13 protein-coding genes are annotated in these 19,899 nt (G+C 58.7%); 8 read left to right on the top strand and 5 right to left on the bottom strand.

The window, feature by feature from the left end:
- Window positions 1-16 precede the first annotated feature (16 nt).
- Both AB5Y68_RS16755 and AB5Y68_RS16750 read right to left on the bottom strand, forming a co-directional pair.
- Window positions 17-2,491 (bottom strand): glycogen/starch/alpha-glucan phosphorylase, encoded by a 2,475-nt coding sequence (locus AB5Y68_RS16755; RefSeq protein ID WP_039040874.1) that lies wholly within the window; start codon window positions 2,489-2,491, stop codon window positions 17-19.
- A 393-nt stretch (window positions 2,492-2,884) separates the two neighbouring features.
- Window positions 2,885-3,082, bottom strand: coding sequence for a DUF4250 domain-containing protein (locus AB5Y68_RS16750; protein ID WP_005323525.1), 198 nt, complete (start codon window positions 3,080-3,082; stop codon window positions 2,885-2,887).
- Window positions 3,083-3,316: 234 nt separating this feature from the next.
- Between AB5Y68_RS16750 and AB5Y68_RS16745 the strand changes: the two genes are divergently transcribed.
- Window positions 3,317-3,796 (top strand): cell division inhibitor, encoded by a 480-nt coding sequence (locus tag AB5Y68_RS16745; protein ID WP_039040873.1) that lies wholly within the window; start codon window positions 3,317-3,319, stop codon window positions 3,794-3,796.
- A gap of 291 nt (window positions 3,797-4,087) precedes the next feature.
- Here AB5Y68_RS16745 and AB5Y68_RS16740 read toward each other — a convergent pair whose 3' ends face one another.
- Window positions 4,088-5,611 carry a fumarate hydratase gene (locus AB5Y68_RS16740; RefSeq protein WP_039040872.1) on the bottom strand — a complete coding sequence of 508 codons (1,524 nt, stop codon included), beginning with the start codon at window positions 5,609-5,611 and terminating at the stop codon, window positions 4,088-4,090.
- Window positions 5,612-5,821: 210 nt separating this feature from the next.
- Here AB5Y68_RS16740 and pabB point away from each other — a divergent pair, with 210 nt between their 5' ends.
- The 3 genes from pabB to AB5Y68_RS16725 all read left to right on the top strand — a co-directional run bounded on the left by pabB (window position 5,822) and on the right by AB5Y68_RS16725 (window position 9,316).
- Window positions 5,822-7,192, top strand: coding sequence for an aminodeoxychorismate synthase component I (pabB, locus tag AB5Y68_RS16735; RefSeq protein ID WP_052258886.1), 1,371 nt, complete (start codon window positions 5,822-5,824; stop codon window positions 7,190-7,192).
- Window positions 7,193-7,235: 43 nt separating this feature from the next.
- A complete protein-coding gene (locus AB5Y68_RS16730; RefSeq protein ID WP_029314598.1) occupies window positions 7,236-7,802 on the top strand; it encodes a CoA pyrophosphatase in 567 nt (188 codons plus the stop codon).
- Between the two features lie 215 nt (window positions 7,803-8,017).
- Window positions 8,018-9,316 (top strand): serine/threonine transporter, encoded by a 1,299-nt coding sequence (locus AB5Y68_RS16725; protein ID WP_029314600.1) that lies wholly within the window; start codon window positions 8,018-8,020, stop codon window positions 9,314-9,316.
- A 744-nt stretch (window positions 9,317-10,060) separates the two neighbouring features.
- Here AB5Y68_RS16725 and sstT read toward each other — a convergent pair.
- Window positions 10,061-11,311, bottom strand: a complete 1,251-nt coding sequence (gene sstT / locus AB5Y68_RS16720) for a serine/threonine transporter SstT (protein WP_039040871.1) — start codon at window positions 11,309-11,311, stop codon at window positions 10,061-10,063.
- Between the two features lie 332 nt (window positions 11,312-11,643).
- On the opposite strand from sstT, the gene AB5Y68_RS16715 reads away from it, so the two are divergent.
- The 4 genes from AB5Y68_RS16715 to AB5Y68_RS16700 all read left to right on the top strand — a co-directional run bounded on the left by AB5Y68_RS16715 (window position 11,644) and on the right by AB5Y68_RS16700 (window position 18,888).
- Entirely contained in the window at window positions 11,644-13,566 is a 1,923-nt protein-coding gene (locus tag AB5Y68_RS16715) for an ATP-dependent DNA helicase RecQ (RefSeq protein WP_039040870.1), read from the top strand.
- Window positions 13,567-14,138: 572 nt separating this feature from the next.
- The gene (locus AB5Y68_RS16710; RefSeq protein WP_010674903.1) at window positions 14,139-16,061 is read left to right on the top strand and encodes a PrkA family serine protein kinase; all 1,923 of its coding nucleotides are present in this window, start codon (window positions 14,139-14,141) and stop codon (window positions 16,059-16,061) included.
- A 24-nt stretch (window positions 16,062-16,085) separates the two neighbouring features.
- Window positions 16,086-17,357, top strand: a complete 1,272-nt coding sequence (locus tag AB5Y68_RS16705) for a YeaH/YhbH family protein (RefSeq protein WP_039040869.1) — start codon at window positions 16,086-16,088, stop codon at window positions 17,355-17,357.
- Window positions 17,358-17,367: 10 nt separating this feature from the next.
- Entirely contained in the window at window positions 17,368-18,888 is a 1,521-nt protein-coding gene (locus AB5Y68_RS16700) for a SpoVR family protein (RefSeq protein WP_039040868.1), read from the top strand.
- Window positions 18,889-18,947: 59 nt separating this feature from the next.
- Here the strand turns inward: AB5Y68_RS16700 and fadR are convergent, their stop codons facing one another.
- Entirely contained in the window at window positions 18,948-19,661 is a 714-nt protein-coding gene (fadR, locus tag AB5Y68_RS16695; RefSeq protein ID WP_010674906.1) for a fatty acid metabolism transcriptional regulator FadR, read from the bottom strand.
- Window positions 19,662-19,899: the final 238 nt, after the last annotated feature.

Genomic DNA, 19,899 nt, shown 5'->3' with positions numbered 1-19,899 from the left:
TTCACAGGAGCAGACATCAGCCGACGCTGCAGCTCGTCAGTTTCCAGATACGGTCTACGTAATCCTGGATGGAGCGGTCGGAGTTGAACTTGCCCATGGTGGCCGAGTTGATGATGGCTTTCTTCGCCCACAGGGCCGGATCCCGGTACCAGGCGTCGATCAGCTTGTGCGCCTCGGAGTAGGACTCGAAATCGGCCAGGGTCAGGTAAGGGTCTCCCCCTTCCAGCAGGGAACGCTTGATGGAGGAGAGCTCCCCCGGGCGACCCGGCGTGAAGTAGTCGGTATCAAACCAGTCCAGCACGGCTTTCAGTTCGGAGTTGGCGTAGTAGAAGTCATACGGGTTGTAGCCGCGCGCCTTCAGTGACTTCACCTCGTCCACGTTCAGACCGAAGATGGCGCAGTTCTCGGCACCCGCCTCTTCGGCGATCTCGATGTTGGCTCCATCCAGCGTCCCGATGGTGATGGCACCGTTCAGCGCCATCTTCATGTTGCCGGTACCGGATGCTTCGTAACCTGCGGTGGAGATCTGCTCGGAGACATCCGCCGCCGGGATCAGCTTCTCGGCGAGGCTCACGCGGTAGTTCGGCATGAACACCACTTTCAGCTTGCCCTGGATACGGGCGTCGTTATTGACCCGCTCCGCCAGCTTGTTGATGGCGTAGATAATGTCCTTGGCCAGCTTGTAGCCGGGCGCCGCCTTGGAGCCGAAGATGAACACCCGCGGATGCATGTCATAGTCCGGGTTCGCCAGCAGGCGACGGTAGAGCGCCATGATGTGGATGAGGTTCAGTTGCTGGCGCTTGTACTCGTGCAGACGCTTGATCTGGACATCGAAGATCGCCTCCGCGCTCACGTCGATACCGGTTTCCGCCTTGATGACCTTGACCAGCTTCTCCTTGTTGTGGCGCTTGATGGTCATGAACTGCTGCTGGAACGCCTTGTCGTCGGCAAACTTCACCACGCTGCGCAGCTTGTCCAGTTGCAGCGGCCACTCCTTGCCCACCACCTCGTTGTAGAGTTCGGCCAGTTCCGGGTTGCAGGCCAGCAGCCAGCGACGGGGAGTCACGCCGTTGGTGACGTTGCACATCTTCTCGGGCCACAGCTCGGCATACTCGGGGAAGAGATCTTCCTTCACCAGCTTGGAGTGGATCTCGGCCACACCGTTCACCTTGGAGGAGCCGATGACGCACAGGTTGCCCATGCGCACCTTGCGCACGTCACCCTCTTCGATGATGGAGAGCTTGGCCTTGATGGCATCGTTGCCCGGCCACTTGGGCTCCACCAGCTCGTTCAGGAAGCGGGCGTTGATTTCATAAATGATCTCGAGGTGACGGGGCAGAACCTTCTCGAACAGGCTGACGGACCACTTCTCCAGCGCTTCCGGCAGCAGGGTGTGGTTGGTGTAGGAGAAGACCTGATAGCAGATGCCCCAGGCGGTATCCCAGTTCAGCCCCTCTTCGTCCACCAGCACGCGCATCAGCTCGGGGATGGCCACGGTGGGGTGGGTATCGTTGAGCTGGATGGCGATTTGCGCGGCAAAGTTGCTGAAGTCACTGCCATGCACCCGCTTGTAGCGACGCATGATGTCCTTGATGGAGCAGGCGCAGAAGAAGTACTGCTGGATCAGGCGCAGCTCCTTGCCGGCGTCGGTCTCATCGTTCGGGTAGAGCACCTTGGAGATGGTCTCGGCCTGGGCCTTCTCGGCCTGGGAGTCGATATAACCACCGGCGTTGAACACGTCCCAGTCGAAGAACTCGGAGGCGCGGGATTCCCACAGACGCAGGATGTTGACGGTGTGACCACCGAAACCGACCACCGGAATGTCCCAGGGCACCCCTTTGATCTTGCGACCGGCGTGCCACACCTTCTTCAGGCCACCCTTGTCACCAAAGACGGTCTCCACGTAGCCGTAGAGCGGGATCTCCTGCACCGATTCCGGGCGGCAGATCTCCCAGGGGTTGCCATATTCGCGCCAGGAGTCCGGACGCTCGATCTGGCGACCATCCTGGATCTCCTGACGGAACAGGCCGTGCTCGTAGTGAATGCCATAGCCCACCGCCGGGTAGTTCAGGGTGGCCAGGGAGTCGATGAAGCAGGCAGCCAGACGACCCAGGCCGCCGTTGCCAAGGGCCATGTCAGGCTCTTGTTCGCAAAGATCGGTCAGTTCCAGACCGAGTTCACCCAGCGCCTCTTCACAGACTTTGTAGAGGGAGAGGTTGTGCAGGTTGTTGGAGGTCAAACGCCCCATCAAAAATTCAGCAGAGAGATAGTGAATCGCACGAGTATCTTTCTTGAAGTGAGTCTGCTGAGTACGGGTCAGGCGCTCGTACACCTGTTCATTGACGGCGGCAGCGGTCGCTTTCCACCAGGCATCCGGAGAGGCTTTCTGTTCGCTTGTACCCAAGGTAGAACGCAGGTGACGCACGATACTCGCCTTGAGCTGATCTTTATCCAGTTGGAGATCCTGGTCTGTCTTCTTCTTGGTAGCCATAAACCATTTTCCTTCGTTACAAATAAAAAATGTCATCCCATCGGGGGGACCGGCGCTGTTGTTATCTCAGAATATGCTCCGGCGGGGGCATACTAGCTAAAGCCAAGGGTTTAAAAGTTAACGTGAGTCACACTTTAACGCATAAAAATGACAGTTTCACCATGAAAACCCTTTCCTTAAGCCAGTCTGAATGAAATATAAATTTCGTTTTAGATCATAGTGATACATGAAAACAAAAAAGATAGTTTTATGAATAGGTTTTCAATGATTGCCTGTGACTGAAAATACGTGAAAATAACCGCCGACTAGGGAGGAATTGAAAGCGTTTTCAATTCACACCTCCTCGTCAGGTAATAAAAAGGGTGCTCCCATCGGAGCACCCTTTGATTTCAATTAACCATGTGCCTTGAACTGATTGCTCATAGGGTCGTAGTGATACCCGATCTGTTGCAGACGGGTAGCCAGCTGATCTTCTGTCATGTCGTAGTAAGCCAGCAGCTCTTCCAGACCATCACACTCCAGCCGCAGCTTCTCGTTGATGATCCCGAGCAGAATGTTGGCATCCAGTCGTTGCAAGGTACTGACGTCCATCTCGCTCCCTCCTCTCCCTATACAGGACTGTATAACCATGAGCGCCGACCCGAAGTTTGTCTACAGGTTAAAAAACACCCTGTATAAGGAAGATATAAATATCCTCTTTAATCATGGAGTTAAAATCATCCCCTGTTAATCGGCTCACATTTTTAGCCACAAATGACTTGTCACTCCTTGCGAACAGAACTACTGTATACGCATACAGCATGGTTATTCATACAGGAACGACATATGAGCCAGCCCCTGAGTCTTTGCCCCCCTTCCTCCTCTGCCGGTCTGATCACCACCTGGCCCACTCGCCATCAGAGCAAGATGGGACAAGAGCAGCGGCGCGGCCCTCTCCATCAGGAAGCGCCGCTGCTCGATGCCCTGGGGCAACTGAGTCAGTCTGACAGTGGCTGGATCCTGCTCGTCGCCCCGCCAGGTCTGCCCGCCGCCGAGCAATTGCAGGCCAGAGGGATCAATCCTGCCAGGGTGCTTGTCGTGCACGCCCCCAAGATCAAGAATTGGCAGCGCCTGCTGGAGCAGAGCCTGATGAATGGTCACTGTGCCGCCGTGCTGACCTGGCTGCCCGAACAGGTCGCTCTGGACCGGAGCACATTGAGCACCCTGGGCCAGCGTGCCGGTGTCCTGACCCGCTTCTTCGAGCCCGCAACCCCTCTGGGTGGGGCACTGAGCTACGGCGGCCAGGATATCTACCTGAACCACTGATCGCCCCTTCGGCGTAACAGCCAATGCGCCGGCATTGCCCACCGGGTTATCCAGGCTTCCGACCCGGGATGCCATGACGACAAAGCAGCACAGCAGCACAGCAGCACAGCAGCACAGCAGCACAGCAGCACAGCAGCACAGCAGCACAGCAGCACAGCAGCACAGCAGCAGTAAATTTGCTCAGGCCCAGACCGTCAAATGGGGCCCGTAAAAAAGGCGACCCGAGGGTCGCCTTTCAACATGCTGCTGTACGGGGCTAATCGCTCTGCGTTTGCACCGAAGCCCGATTGATCAAGCCAGCTTGGTCTCCAGCTCGGCAATCTTGGCGGACCAGTAGGCCGGGCCGGTCTCGTGGATGTTGTTGCCCTGGGAGTCGACCGCCACGGTGACCGGCATGTCTTCCACCTCGAACTCGTAGATGGCCTCCATCCCCAGATCGGCAAAGGCCACCACGCGCGCCTTCTTGATGGCTTTCGCCACCAAATAGGCGGCGCCGCCCACCGCCATCAGGTAGACAGCCTGGTGCTGCTTGATGCTCTCGACCGTCTTGGGGCCGCGCTCGGACTTGCCGATCATGCCGATGAGGCCGGTTTCTCCCAGCATCATGTCGGTGAATTTGTCCATCCGGGTGGACGTGGTGGGGCCAGCCGGGCCGACCACCTCGTCACGTACCGCATCGACCGGGCCCACGTAATAGATGAAGCGGTTGGTGAAATCGACCCCTTCGGGCAGTCCTTCACCTTTTTTCAGCATGTCGGCGATGCGCTTGTGGGCGGCGTCGCGGCCGGTCAGGATCTTGCCGGAGAGCAGCACGGTATCGCCGCTCTTCCAGCTGGCAAGCTCTGCCTTGGTGATGCCATCCACGTTGACCCGGCGCACATTGCCACCGGACTCACGGGTGATCTCCGGCCAATCTTCCAGCCTGGGGGGGGTCAGCTCCGCCGGGCCGGAGCCATCGAGTTCGAAATGCACGTGACGGGTGGCGGCGCAGTTGGGGATCATCACCACGGGCTTGGAGGCGGCGTGGGTCGGTGCGGATTTCACCTTCACATCCAGCACCGTGGTCAGGCCGCCCAGCCCCTGGGCACCGATCCCGAGCTTGTTGACCTTGTCATAGAGCTCGACCCTCAGCTTCTCTTCGGTGGTCTCGGGACCACGGGCAATCAGCTCCTGGATGTCGATGTGCTCCATCAGAGCTTCCTTGGCGAGCACCGCCGCCTTCTCGGCGGTGCCGCCGATGCCGATGCCGAGCATGCCGGGCGGGCACCAGCCAGCCCCCATGGTCGGCACCGTCTTGAGCACCCACTCCACGATGTCGTCGGAGGGGTTGAGCATCACCATCTTCGATTTGTTTTCGGAGCCGCCGCCCTTGGCCGCGATACTCACTTCCACCTTGTCGCCGGGGATCATGTCGATGTGCACGACAGCGGGGGCATTGTCTTTGGTGTTCTTGCGGCTGCCGGCCGGATCCGCCAGCACGGAGGCGCGCAGCGGGTTGTCCGGATTGGTGTAGGCGCGGCGGGTGCCCTCATCCACCATCTCCTGGACCGTCATGTCGCTGTCCCACTGTACCTGCATGCCGATCTTGACGAAGCAGGTGACGATACCGGTGTCCTGACAGAGCGGGCGATGACCTTCGGCAGACATGCGGGAGTTGATCAGGATCTGGGCCAGGGCATCCTTGGCAGCCGGGTTGATCTCGCGGTCATAGGCGGCCTTGGCGGCCTGCACGAAATCGAGGGGGTGGTAGAAGGAGATGTACTGCAGGGCGTCAGCAATGGAATCGATAAAGTCCTGTTTTCTAATGATGCTCATATCATCCTCACTGGTCCTTGTTATCGCTTGCGCGAGCAAGGGCTTCCATATGAGCCGGGCCTTCGGCAGGTGGCAAATGCACCTGGAGCCGGCAGACTGCGGCGTGTTTTTATAACGGTGTTTTTCTTAAAAATGCCGGCGGCCATGATACGCTTGACCACCCGAACCGGCTAGGGAGCCGGGCGCAAACTGTTGCCTATGTAACAAAAAATGAAACCAAGACTGCATATCCACCATTTCGACCCGCAGGCCTCGCTCCACACCTGGTTCGCCTGCCTGCAACACCAACCCTGGGCCATCCTGCTGGAATCCGCCGGCCCCCTGGGGGCTGACAACGGTTTTGACATCATCAGCGCCGATCCGCTTGCCACCCTGGAAACCCGGGGTACCAGCACCTGCCTCACCCGGGATAACCACCAGCACCATCATGACGGCGATCCCCTCGCCCTGCTCGCCAAGACCCAGCGAGCCCTGCTTGGGGAGCGCGTTGAGGATGACTCGGGATTGCCGTTCATCGGGGGAGCCCTGGGACTCTTTGGCTACGATCTGGGCCGACGATTCGAGCGTCTGCCCGCAGTGGCGCAACAGGACATCCAGGTGCCCGACATGGCGGTCGGGATCTACGACTGGGCGCTGCTGCGAAATGTCGCGACGGGACACTGGCAACTGGCCCACTGGGGTGATGAAGCCGGCCTCGCCCGCAGGCTCGACTGGCTGATGGCGCAGCGCGAACGAACCACCCTCCCCCTTCACCTGACCGGCCCCTGGCAGAGCAACATGACGCGGGCCGAATACGGCGACAAGTTTGCCCGTATCCAGGCCTATCTGGCGGCGGGGGATTGTTACCAGATCAACCTGACCCAGCGCTTCAGCGCCCCTTATCAGGGGGATGAATGGTCCGCCTATCTCGCCCTGAGCGCCGCCAACAAGGCGCCGTTCTCCGCCTTTGTCCGCCTGCCGCAAAGCGCCATTCTGAGCCTCTCCCCGGAGCGTTTCCTGCTGCTCGACAAGCGCCATATCGAGACCAAGCCCATCAAGGGCACCCGGCCTCGCCACCCGGATCCCGCCCAGGATGCCAGGGTGGCCGAGTCGCTCGCCAGCGCCGACAAGGACAGATCGGAGAACCTGATGATCGTCGATCTGCTGCGCAACGACATCGGCCGGGTGAGCCGGCCGGGGTCGGTCACGGTCCCGCACCTCTTTGCCGTGGAATCCTTCCCGGCGGTGCATCATCTGGTTTCCACCATTCACGGAGAACTGGATGCGCGCTGGCAAGAAGTGGATCTGCTGCGGGCCTGCTTCCCCGGCGGCTCCATCACAGGGGCTCCCAAGATCCGGGCGATGGAGATCATCGAGGAGCTGGAGCCGGTGCGGCGCAATGCCTACTGCGGCAGCATCGGTTATCTGAGTCAGCACGGAAGGATGGATACCAGCATCTGCATCCGTACCCTGATCGCCGAAGCCGGTCAGCTGCACTGCTGGGCGGGGGGCGGCATCATCGCCGACTCCGATCCCGACGCCGAATATCAGGAGACCTACGACAAGGTGGCCCGCATCCTGCCACTGCTCGATGCCCTTTGACCCCATCCGGCCCTGCGGGGCCGACACAAGGAGACCCATGGAGATGACGAGTGCCGAGCTGCTGACCCGCTTTTTGCTGCAGCGCCCCGCCCCCGCCCATCGCCTGGCACTGGCCGGGCTCAAACCTGCCGCCGTGTTGATCCCCCTGGTGGAGCGCCCCGAGGGCCTGCACCTGCTGCTGACGCGCCGCAGCGCCGCCCTGCGCCACCACCCGGGACAGATCAGCTTTCCCGGCGGGCGTCAGGACCCGGAAGACCGGGACCTCATTCACACCGCGCTCAGGGAAACCGAGGAGGAGCTTGGCATTCCCCCCTCCCAGATCCGGATCATCGGCAGCCTCACCCCTCTCAATACCGTCTCGCGCTACGATGTGCTGCCGGTCCTCGCCATGCTCGACCCAGGCTACGGGCTGACCCTGAGCCAGGACGAGGTGGCCCAGGCCTTCGAAGTCCCCCTCGCCCACGTGCTGGATCCGGGGCAGCACATAGCCCTGAGCCTGCCAAGGGCGGACGGACGTCACACCATCTATTGGATCCCTTGGGAGCAATCTTTCATCTGGGGAGCCACTGCCAGCATGATCCGCCAGCTTGCCCAACACATCTCGACATAACATTTCGACAACATGATGAGGTGGGAAATTATCCAGTTAACATTCAAATAACACTGCATTTGATAAATAAATTTTGATTTTTTATTCTTTTGATCACATTTCTACAAGAAAGTACGGGTTTCAGCCGCACAAAGGTGAATTTGATCAACATTTTTGATTAAAAAGAAAGTATTCTTGCGCCGACTAATTAAAACCACACATTCGGGGTGAGACACATGTCCAATACTGTCACTGGCGCACAGGATGTTGCAGCCGCACAGGAGCAAGGAATCAGCTCGGTCCAATCTCGCGGTTGGAGTAAACAAGACACCACCTGGGTGATCAGCCTGTTCGGTACCGCCGTTGGTGCAGGCATCCTGTTCCTGCCCATCAACGCCGGCATGGGCGGCTTCTGGCCGCTGGTGGTGATGGCGCTGCTGGTCGGCCCCATGACCTACCTGGCCCACCGTGGTCTGGCGCGCTTCGTGCTCTCCTCCAAGCAACCCAATGCCGACATCACCCAGGTGGTGGAAGAGCACTTCGGCGTGGGTGCCGGTAAATTGATCACCCTGCTCTACTTCTTTGCCATCTACCCCATCGTGCTGATCTACGGCGTGGGCATCACCAACACGGTGGAAAGCTTCCTGGTCAACCAGTTGCAGATGACGCCGCCCCCGCGCTGGATCCTCTCCATCGTGCTCATCATGGCCATGATGTCCGTGATGCTGGCTGGCGAGAAGCTGATGCTGAAAGTGACCGAGTTCCTGGTCTATCCGCTCATCGCCATTCTGGCGGGCATCTCCCTGTACCTGATCCCGGACTGGACCGGTGCGGCCCTGAATGAAATGCCGAGCACCAAGGACTTCGCCACCACCCTGTGGCTGACCATCCCGGTGCTGGTCTTCTCCTTCAACCACAGCCCGGCCATCTCCAGCTTCGCCCTGGCTCAGCGCCGTGATCACGGTGAGCATGCCGTCGCCAAGTCCGACGCCATCCTCAAGCGCACCGCCATCATTCTGCTGGGCTTCGTGATGTTCTTCGTCTTCTCCTGCGTGATGAGCCTGACGCCGGCCCAGTTGGCAGAAGCCAAGTCCCAGAACATCGCCGTGCTCTCCTACCTGGCCAACCAGCATGCGAGCCCCATCATCTCCTACTTCGGTCCGCTGGTTGCCTTCGTGGCCATCGTCTCCTCCTTCTTCGGCCACTATCTGGGTGCCCGTGAAGGTCTGAAAGGGATGATCGTCCAGAACATGCGCAGCTCCGGCAAGGCACCGAACCACAAGAAGGTGGAGCTGTTCATCATCGCCTTCTTCATCCTGACCCTGTGGGGCGTGGCCGTGATCAACCCCTCCATCCTCGGGATGATCGAATCCCTGGGTGGCCCCATCATCGCCACCATCCTGTTCCTCATGCCCATGTACGCCATCAAGCGCGTTCCGGCCATGGCGAAATACCAGGGCCAGATCAGCAACGTCTTCGTGGCGACCATGGGCCTTATCGCCATCTCCGCCATCCTCTATCAACTGGTCGGCTAAGCCTTCCTGCGATACCGTCGGGCCAGCATCTGGCCCGGCGCCTCCCACAGCCCGGCAGATCTCCTCTGCCGGGCTGTGTTCGTTATGATCATCAGGTACTGGGCTCAGATGATCAGAGCCCCCTGCCCTCAAATCAGAGACAGCCCTTTCACCCACTCTCTTTCCCCTTGGTGGCAGCTTGCCGCTCATATTCCTTCACCCATGACACACGACCAAGGCGTGCTGCGTTATCCCGTCATCTACCGCACGCCATCGGCCTTGCCAGGCAGAGCATCAGAGGAGCCCCCTGTCCTTACCAAGGACGCCCGCTCTTCGGGGTTTAGCCCAGAGAGCCGACATCCCCACCCAATGGAGCCTTTCTTCAAGGCATTCAAGGAAAATTCCGGCCACAGGGCGCAGGCAAACCGCCGAGAGGGCCTTGACCGGGATTCTCGTGCAGCGACCGAAGAACAGATGACCCCTTCGGTCACCAGAGGGGATGCCACAAGCCGCCATGCTGACAGCACAAGCAGCCCGATATGCCCGGCCGAATGCAGCGCCGGGCACGTTGGTACAGGGAATGGCGTGTTGGCGGTGGCGAGAACACGAAGGCGGCCAACGGGCCCCTCCCGGGAAATCACACAGGGGGATCCGAGCACTGTCAATGCCATGACACGGCGAGAAGGTGCAGGGCGCCTGACGCCCGCGCAAATAAAAAGCGCCCTCCGAAGAGGGCGCCTGTGCAGAGCGGAAAGTCTGAGGGGATCAGGCTTCGCGGCTGGGCACCGGGGCGGCATCCAGCAGGCTCTCATCCTCGGCCATGCAGGCGGCCGCAGTGAACAGCACGTCGGTGGAGCTGTTGAGGGCCGTCTCGGCGGAATCCTGCAACACCCCGATGATGAAGCCAACGGCCACCACCTGCATGGCGATGTCGTTGCTGATACCGAACAGGCTGCACGCCAGCGGGATCAGCAGCAGGGAACCGCCCGCCACACCGGAAGCGCCACAGGCACTGATGGTGGCGACGACGGAGAGCAGAATGGCGGTCGCCATGTCCACTTCCATCCCCAGGGTATGCACCGCCGCCATGGTGAGCACGGTAATGGTGATGGCGGCGCCGGCCATGTTGATGGTGGCCCCCAGCGGGATGGAGACCGCATAGGTGTCTTCCGGCAGGCGCAGCCTCTCGGCCAGAGCCATGTTGACCGGAATGTTGGCGGCGGAACTGCGGGTGAAGAAGGCGGTCACACCGCTCTCTTTCAGGCAGGTCAGCACCAGGGGATAGGGGTTGCGCTTGATCTTCCAGAAGACGATGAGCGGATTGACCACGAAGGCGATGAACAGCATGCAGCCGATCAGTACCACCAGCAGCTGGGCATAGCCAAACAGCGCATCGAAGCCGGTTTCAGCCAGGGTGGAGGCAACCAGACCCAGGATGCCGAGCGGAGCGCAACGGATCACGGCCTTGACGATGGCGGAAACCCCGTGAGACACATCGGAAATCAGTGATTTGGTGCTCTCATTGGCGTGACGCATGGCGATACCAAGGCCGATGGCCCAGGCCAGGATGCCGATATAGTTGGCTTCCAGCAGTGCTTTCACCGGGTTGGTCACCACGTTGAACAGCAGGGTCTGCAGCACTTCCGTGATGCCCCCCGGCGGCGTGATCTCGGTGGCGCCTGCCACCAGATGCAGGTTGGAGGGGAAGAGGAAGCTCGCCACCACTGCCACGGCAGCCGCCAGGAAGGTACCCAGCACATAGAGCAGCAGGATCGGTTTCATGTTGGTCTTCTGGCCGTGCTTGTGGCCGATGATCGCCGACATCACCAGCACGAAGACCAGCAGCGGCGCCACGGCCTTCAGGGCGCCGACGAACAGACTGCCGAGCAGACCCGCCGCCTTTGCCCACTCGGGCATGAACATCGCAAGAAGGATACCGAATACCAGACCGACCAGGATCTGGCTAACCAGACTGGTGCTGTTGACCAGTCGAATGAGGGGGTGTTGTTGTGTCATCAAGTAGTCCCTGTGCACTCATGGTGCGTGAATCATTAGTCCTGTTGGCAACCAGCCCCGCGCATTGGCACCGGTCCGTTGACGGTGACGCCGTGGGCAGCTCTTCTGGTGGATCTGTCCCGTTCGCGTGGGGTTGCGGACAGGAATATCCCATCTGCCATGGTTTTTTTCCACATAATCACTGAAAAATATCAGGGTTACCTCACAAAAAATCTACAACAATGTGATAACACAATATCAACCACGGTCAAAATGTCACCAAACCAGTCCGATCATCGGCCACCACTGGGCCAGAAGTGATATGATGACGCCCTTTTTCAGGGAGCCTTGCCATGATCACCTCTTTATTGACCCGACACTTCGGCTTTGATCGCTTGCGGCCCGGGCAGGAAGCGGTGATCAGTCGTCTGCTGGCCGGCAAGAGCGCCGCAGCCATCTTCCCGACTGGCGCGGGGAAATCCCTCTGTTATCAATTGCCCGCCCTCGCACTGCCCCACCTGACCCTGGTCATCTCTCCCCTGCTGGCCCTGATGCACGATCAGCTCGCCTTTTTGCGCAGAAAGGGGATCGCCGCCGCCACTCTGGACTCCAGCCAGACAGCGGAAGAGAGCCGGCGCGTGATGCAGCAGGCCAGCGATGGCCAGCTCAAAATCCTGATGATCTCGGTGGAGCGCCTCAAAAATGAGCGCTTTCGCCGCTTCATCGCCCACATCCCCCTGTCACTGCTGGTAGTGGACGAGGCCCACTGCATCTCGGAGTGGGGCCACAACTTTCGTCCCGACTACCTCAAGCTGCCGGATCATCGCCGTGAACTGGCCATACCCCAGGTGCTGCTGCTGACCGCCACCGCCACCCCGGCCGTCATGGCGGACATGCAGGCAAAATTTGCCATCGACCGGGACGATCTGGTGGTCACCGGTTTCTACAGACCCAATCTGGATCTGGCCGTCCTCCCGCTGGCCGGCAGTGCCCGCGATACCTGGCTGCGCGAGGAGCTGCACCGGGATCCGGCCGCCCCCACCATCGTCTACGTGACTCTGCAACACAGCGCAGAACAGTGCGCCGCGCAGCTACAGGCCAGCGGCATCCGGGCATGCGCCTACCATGCGGGGCTCGATCCCGCCCTGCGCAGCCAGATCCAGCACGACTTCATGGCTGGCAGACTCGACTGCATCGTGGCCACCATCGCCTTTGGCATGGGCATCGACAAGGCCGACATTCGCCGGGTCATTCACTACGACCTGCCCAAGTCCATCGAGAACTACAGCCAGGAGATAGGCCGCGCCGGACGTGACGGGCTTCCCTCCCGCTGCACCGTGCTGGCGAGCCGCGCCCAGTTGCCGGTACTGGAAAACTTCGTCTATGGGGATACGCCGGACAGGGACGCCATCGCGTACTTGCTCGATATCGTGCGCCAGAGCGGCGCCGAGTGGGAATTCAGCCTGCTGCGCCTCTCCAACGAGACCAACATTCGCCAACTGCCCCTCAAGACCCTGCTGGTCTATCTGGAGATGGCGGGGATCATTGCACCGGCCTACAGCTACTTTGCCGAGTACCGTTTCAGGTTCGTACTGGAAAAACAGGCGATCCTCGCTCGTTTCAATTCCGAACGCCGCCTGTTCCTGGAGCAGGTCTTTGCCTGCGCACCCCAGGCGCGCACCTGGTGCACCATGGACTTCGAAGCGCTGTGGCAGGGATACCAGGGGGAACGCCAGCGCGCCGCGACGGCGCTGGACTACCTGCAGCAGCAGGGTTGGATCGAGCTTGAAAGCAAGCAGATGACCGAGGTCTATCGGGTGCTGAGCCAGCAAATCGATACCGCGACCCTGGCCGAAGAGCTGCATGGATTGTTTGAAAAGAAAGAGCAGAGCGAACTGGCCCGCCTTCAGGCGCTGCTGGCCTTTTTCACCTCGACCACCTGCCTCAGCCATGAGCTTGCCCGCTATTTTGCCGACGACGCGGCCCCCGAGCGGTGCGGGCACTGTTCCGTCTGCCGGGGAGAGATCGCCGTGTTGCCGCCGTTGCCATCACCGGGCTTGCCCAACGAGCACGGTTTGCGCGCCTGGTGCGATCCGCTGATCGCCCTGTGCCATCAGCGCCATCCCAGGATCCTGACCCGCTTCCTGTGTGGCATCGCCACCCCGCTGACCACCCGTCTCAAGGCCAGGGATCTGGCCGGTTTTGGCCAGTTGGCTGACCATCCCTTCGCAGAGGTGCTGACGGCGGTGTCAGCCCTCTATCCCGCCGGATCCTGAGCTTGCAGGTTTGGCGCCGTTCAGGCGCTGAAAAAATAAGACCCTCGCGGATGCGAGGGTCAAGCCAACGGAAACGTGCTTAAACAGAGCTTAGTATCTGCACAATCACCCACTCTCTTGCTAAAGCGATGACTGCTCGACACAGGGCCAATCTAGAGCAGCCAGAATGTAGCGTCAATGTAAAAATTAGAGCAAAAACACCAAACAAATAACATTACGTTGACGTAAGCGACATGCACTTTCACCCTCTATTCCCTGCCGCCCTTGCCCTTGCTGGCACCGCCCCCTGACAAAACAGAGCGTCACCATTTTCTCCCTCTGGCACGCAAAGATTTATTTTTTATGTCTTTGACATTTGCATCACTGTCGTGGCAAAAATAATTTAACAGTCAGTAACATAGGTATGTCACTTACTGCTTCTTCCCGCACGAGGATCGGGAAGCTCCCGCACAAACTTAAACCAATGATGGCGATGGATTACTGGGGGCTGTTGACTAGGCTTAAGAGGTAAACAGAACAAAAGTAGTGATCCACTCTTTTTCAGGGCAAGCGACTATAACGAGGGCTAAGTTATGGGCATCTTCGAGCACTATCAACAGCGGTATGAGAAGGCCAGAGAGGAGGAGTACAGCATCCAGGAGTTTCTGGATATGTGCAAACAGGACAAATCCTGCTACGCCTCTGCCGCCGAACGTCTGCTGACCGCCATCGGCGAGCCGGAAATGATCGACACCTCGACCAATCCACGTCTCAGCCGTCTCTTTTCCAACCGCGTCGTCGCGCGTTATCCCGCTTTCAAAGACTTCTATGGCATGGAAGAGGCCATCGAACAGATTGTCTCCTATCTCAAACATTCCGCTCAGGGCCTGGAAGAGAAGAAACAGATCCTCTATCTGCTCGGACCGGTTGGCGGCGGTAAATCCTCGCTGGCAGAGAAACTCAAATCCCTGATGCAAAAAGTGCCCATCTATCGCATCAAGGGCTCACCGGTGAACGATCACCCCTTCTGCCTGTTTGACATCGACGAAGATGGCGAAATCCTCGAGAAGGAGTACGGCATCCCTCGCCGTTATCTGCGTCCCATCATGTCTCCCTGGGTCGCCAAGCGCCTTCACGAGTTTGGCGGCGACATCACCAAATTCAAGGTGGAGAAGGTAAACCCCTCCATCCTCGATCAGATCGCCATCGCCAAGACCGAACCGGGGGACGACAACAACCAGGACATCTCCTCCCTGGTCGGCAAGGTCGATATCCGCATGCTGGAACACTTCGCCCAGGATGATGCCGATGCCTACTCCTACTCCGGTGCGCTGTGCAAGGCAAACCAGGGGATGATGGAGTTCGTCGAGATGTTCAAGGCGCCCATCAAGGTGCTGCACCCGCTGCTGACGGCGACACAAGAGGGAAACTACAACGGTACCGAGGGGCTCTCCGCCCTCCCCTTCGACGGCATCCTGCTGGCCCACTCCAACGAATCCGAGTGGCAGCAGTTCCGCAACAACAAGAACAACGAAGCCTTCCTCGACCGTGTTTACATCGTCAAGGTGCCCTACTGCCTGCGCGTCTCGGAAGAGGTGAAGATCTATGAAAAACTGCTGTTCAACAGCGAGCTGACCGAGGCCAAATGCGCACCGGGTACTCTGGAGCTGCTGGGCCAGTTCTCGGTGCTGTCGCGACTCAAAGAGCCGGAAAACTCCAGCCTCTATTCCAAGATGCGGGTCTATGACGGCGAGAGCCTCAAGGACACGGATCCCAAGGCGAAGAGCTACCAGGAGTATCGCGACTATGCCGGTGTCGACGAGGGCATGAACGGCCTCTCCACCCGCTTCGCGTTCAAGATCCTCTCCCGCGTCTTCAACTTCGACCACGCGGAAGTGGCCGCCAACCCGGTGCACCTCTTCTACGTGCTGGAGCAGCAGATAGAGCGCGAGCAGTTCCCGCAAGAGCTGCACGATCGCTATCTGGAGTTCATCAAGGGTTACCTGACTCCGCGCTACGTCGAGTTCATCGGCAAGGAGATCCAGACCGCCTACCTCGAGTCGTATTCAGAGTACGGTCAGAACATCTTCGATCGCTACGTCACCTACGCCGACTTCTGGATCCAGGATCAGGAGTATCGTGACCCCGAAACCGGCCAGCTGTTTGACAGAGCGTCTCTCAACAGCGAGCTGGAGAAAATTGAAAAACCTGCCGGGATCAGCAACCCGAAAGATTTCCGTAACGAAATCGTCAACTTCGTGCTGCGTGCCCGGGCCAACAATGCAGGCCGTAACCCCAACTGGACCAGTTACGAGAAGCTGCGCACCGTGATCGAGAAGAAGATGTTCTCCAACACGGAAGAGCTGCTGCCGGTTATCTCCTTCAACAGCAAAACCTCGGCCGAGGAGCAGAAGAAGCACGATAACTTTGTCGAACGGATGATGGAGAAAGGCTACACCCGCAAACAGGTGCGACTGCTCTCCGAATGGTATCTCAGGGTACGCAAATCATCCTGACCCTGCCGTGTTCAAGGGGGAGTTATGGCGCATTTTATCGACCGCAGGCTCAACGGCAAAAACAAAAGCGCTGTCAATCGGCAGCGCTTCATCCGCCGCTACAAGAAGCAGATAAAACAAGCGGTCTCGGATGCTGTCTCCAAGCGCAGCATTCAGGACGTGGACAAGGGTGAGAGCATCAGCATCCCGACCAAGGACATCGGGGAACCCCATTTTCATCAGGGGCAAGGCGGCAAACGGGAGATGGTGCATCCGGGCAACGACCAGTTCGTATCTGGTGACAAGATTGACCGGCCCAAAGGGGGTGGCGGCGGCCAGGGGAGTGGCGAGGGCCAGGCCTCGGATCAAGGAGAGGGCGTCGATGATTTCGTCTTCCAGATCTCCAAGGACGAGTACCTGGACTTGCTGTTCGAGGATCTGGAACTGCCGCGGCTGCAAAAGACCCAGCTCAACCAGCTGATGGAGATGAAGACCTACCGGGCCGGCTACACCTCCAACGGGGTGCCTGCCAACATCAACGTGGTGCGCTCCCTGCAAAATTCGCTGGCGCGGCGCATGGCGCTGCAGGCAGGCAAGAAACGTCAGTTGCGTGAACTGGAGGAGCGCCTGGCCCAGCTGGCTTGCGAGCCCAACGACCATTTCGCCGAAATGGCGCAACTTGAAAAAGAGATCAGGGAGCTGAAACGGCGGATCGATGCGGTCCCCTTTATCGACACCTTCGACCTCAAATTCAACAACTTTGTCAAACGGCCCGTCCCCTCGAGCCAGGCGGTGATGTTCTGCCTGATGGACGTCTCCGGTTCCATGGATCAGGCTACCAAAGAGATGGCCAAGCGTTTCTATATCCTGCTTTATCTATTCCTGAGCCGGACTTACAAGAATGTCGAGGTGGTCTACATTCGCCACCACACCCAGGCCAAGGAGGTGGACGAGCACGAGTTCTTCTACTCCCAGGAGACCGGCGGTACCATCGTCTCCAGTGCGCTCAAGATGATGAACGACATCATCAACGAACGTTATCCCGCCAACCAGTGGAACATCTATGCGGCGCAGGCATCGGACGGTGACAACTGGGCCGATGACTCACCCCAGTGCAGGGAGATCCTGATGCGCGACATCATGCCGCGGGTGCGTTACTACTCCTACATCGAGATCACTACCCGCGCCCACCAGACCCTGTGGCACGAATATGAGGCGGTGACAGAGCAATACGCCCACTTCGCCATGGAGCACATTCGCAAGGTCGAGGACATTTATCCGGTGTTCCGGGAATTGTTCAAGAAGCAAGCGGCTTGAGGGATCACATATGGTAGAAACCGCAAGAAAGATAGCGCCGCTGGACGATGGTCCTGACTGGAACTTCGATCTGCTGGAGCTTTATCACCAGGAGATAGCCCGGGTCGCCAAATTCTATCGGCTCGACACCTATCCCAACCAGATCGAGGTGATCACCGCAGAGCAGATGATGGATGCCTACTCCAGCGTGGGCATGCCCATCGGTTATCAACACTGGTCATTCGGCAAGCGCTTCATCCACACCGAACGCAACTACAAGCGCGGCCAGATGGGACTCGCCTACGAGATCGTCATCAACTCGGACCCCTGCATCGCCTATCTGATGGAAGAGAACACCATGCCGATGCAGGCGCTGGTCATGGCCCACGCCTGCTATGGTCACAACTCCTTCTTCAAGAACAACTATCTGTTCAAGGCCTGGACCGATGCCTCCTCCATCATCGACTACCTGTTGTTTGCCAAGAACTACATCACCGAGTGCGAGGAAAAACACGGCATCGATGCGGTGGAGAAACTGCTCGACTCCTGCCATGCCCTGATGAACTTCGGGGTGGATCGTTACAAGCGGCCCCAGAAGATTTCTCTGGCCGAGGAGAAGCGACGCCAGAAGGCGCGGGAAGATTATCTGCAAACCCAGGTCAATGAGCTGTGGCGTACCCTGCCCAAGCAGCACAAGATTGCCGGGGTGGAAGACAGGCGCTATCCTGCCGAGCCTCAGGAGAACATCCTCTATTTCATCGAAAAAAATGCCCCCCTGCTCGAGCCCTGGCAGCGCGAGGTGGTGCGTATCGTGCGCAAGATCAGTCAGTACTTCTACCCGCAGAAGCAGACGCAGGTGATGAACGAGGGCTGGGCCACCTTCTGGCACTACACCATTCTCAACCATCTCTATGACGAGGGAAAAATCAGCGATCGCTTCATGCTGGAGGTGCTGCACAGCCACACCAACGTCGTCTATCAGCCCCCCTACAACAGCCGGTATTACTCGGGGATCAACCCCTACGCCCTTGGCTTTGCCATGTTCACGGACCTGCGTCGCATCTGCGAACACCCGACCGAGGAAGACAGATACTGGTTCCCCGATTACGCTGGCACCAACTGGGTCGAGACATTGCATTTCGCCATGCAGAACTTCAAGGACGAAAGCTTCATCAGCCAGTTCCTCAGTCCCAAGGTAATGCGCGACATGAAGCTCTTTGCCATCGATGACGACGATCTGAAGAACTACCTCAAGGTGTCCGCCATTCACAATGAAGAGGGCTACCGGCTGGTGCGTAGCACCCTGTCCGCTCAATACAACCTGAGCAACCTGGAGCCCAACATTCAGGTCTACAACGTGGCAGTGAAAGGCGATCGCTCCCTGACCCTGCGCTATGTTCCCCACAACCGCATCCCCCTTGGCGAGTCACGCCACGAGGTGCTCAAGCATCTGCATCAGCTGTGGGGCTTCGATGTGGTGCTGGAGCAGGACAATGGCGAGCTATCCGCAGATATCATCGGCCGTTGTCCGGACCGCAAGAGCATGACCTGACGTCAGTACCGGGCATAAAAAAACGCGCCATCAGGCGCGTTTTTCTTGGGTCAGGGCAATCAGTTGTCACACAGGTTGCTTGGCATGTCCTGACGCAGACGGGTCCAAAGCTTGCCAGACTCGATGCCGTACTGGCGTACCGTCATGAACACGGCTTCGTGATCCTTGGTTTCGGCCAGCTTGCGCAGCGTCTTGTAGTAGGCATCTGCGGTTTCCCGCGCCTGCTTGTCCGAGAAATAGTAGCGGCCAACCCGGCTGTACAAGCCCTTGAAACCGTTGAGGATCAAGGCATAGATGGGGTTGCCAGAGGCAAACGAAAGCTGGTGATGCAAACGGTAGTCGAAGTCCGCATAGGCCTCTGCCGTGTTCTCCACATCATCGGCCCCCCGCAGTATCTCGGCGGCCTGTTCCGGGTTGTTGCGAATGGCGCCACGGATGAAGATGGTGCAGATGTTGGTCCGGGCAGAGAGCAGCTGTGCCACCAGATCAGGCACCTTGTCCTGATCGAGACGCGCCAGGGTCTCCAGGATGTTGAGACCGGAGGTTTCCCAGAAATTGTTGACCTTGGTCGGTTTGCCATGCTGGATGGTGAGCCAGCCATCACGGGCAAGGCGCTGCAACACTTCACGCAAGGTAGTGCGAGTCACGCCGATCAATTCGGACAGCTCGCGCTCCGCCGGCAGAATGGATCCAGGAGGAAAGCGATTGTTCCAGATGGACTCGATGATGTATTCCTCGGCAAACCCGGCAGGGCTTTGCGCTTTAATGACCATGTAATGACTCTGTTGTAGTGCGTAAAAAGGCCCCCGAATAATAGCAAAGCCGGTCATGCTGGCAAGCAGAAGGTCGGTCCTCTGCTCACATTACCCCGATCTTTTTGTTAAGAATATGTATACAGCAACAAGTGGGGAGTCAACCAACACCAAATGATGGGGATATAAGCGTTTGCTCGCTGGGCAAGTTCAGCGAGCTTATTTATAGTTATCGCTCCCTTGATTAAAATCATGTGCA

Origin of the sequence: Aeromonas sp. R6-1, from assembly GCF_040908165.1 — a bacterium.
Lineage (GTDB): Bacteria > Pseudomonadota > Gammaproteobacteria > Enterobacterales > Aeromonadaceae > Aeromonas > Aeromonas caviae.
This window is presented reverse-complemented; position numbering and strand designations above follow the sequence as displayed.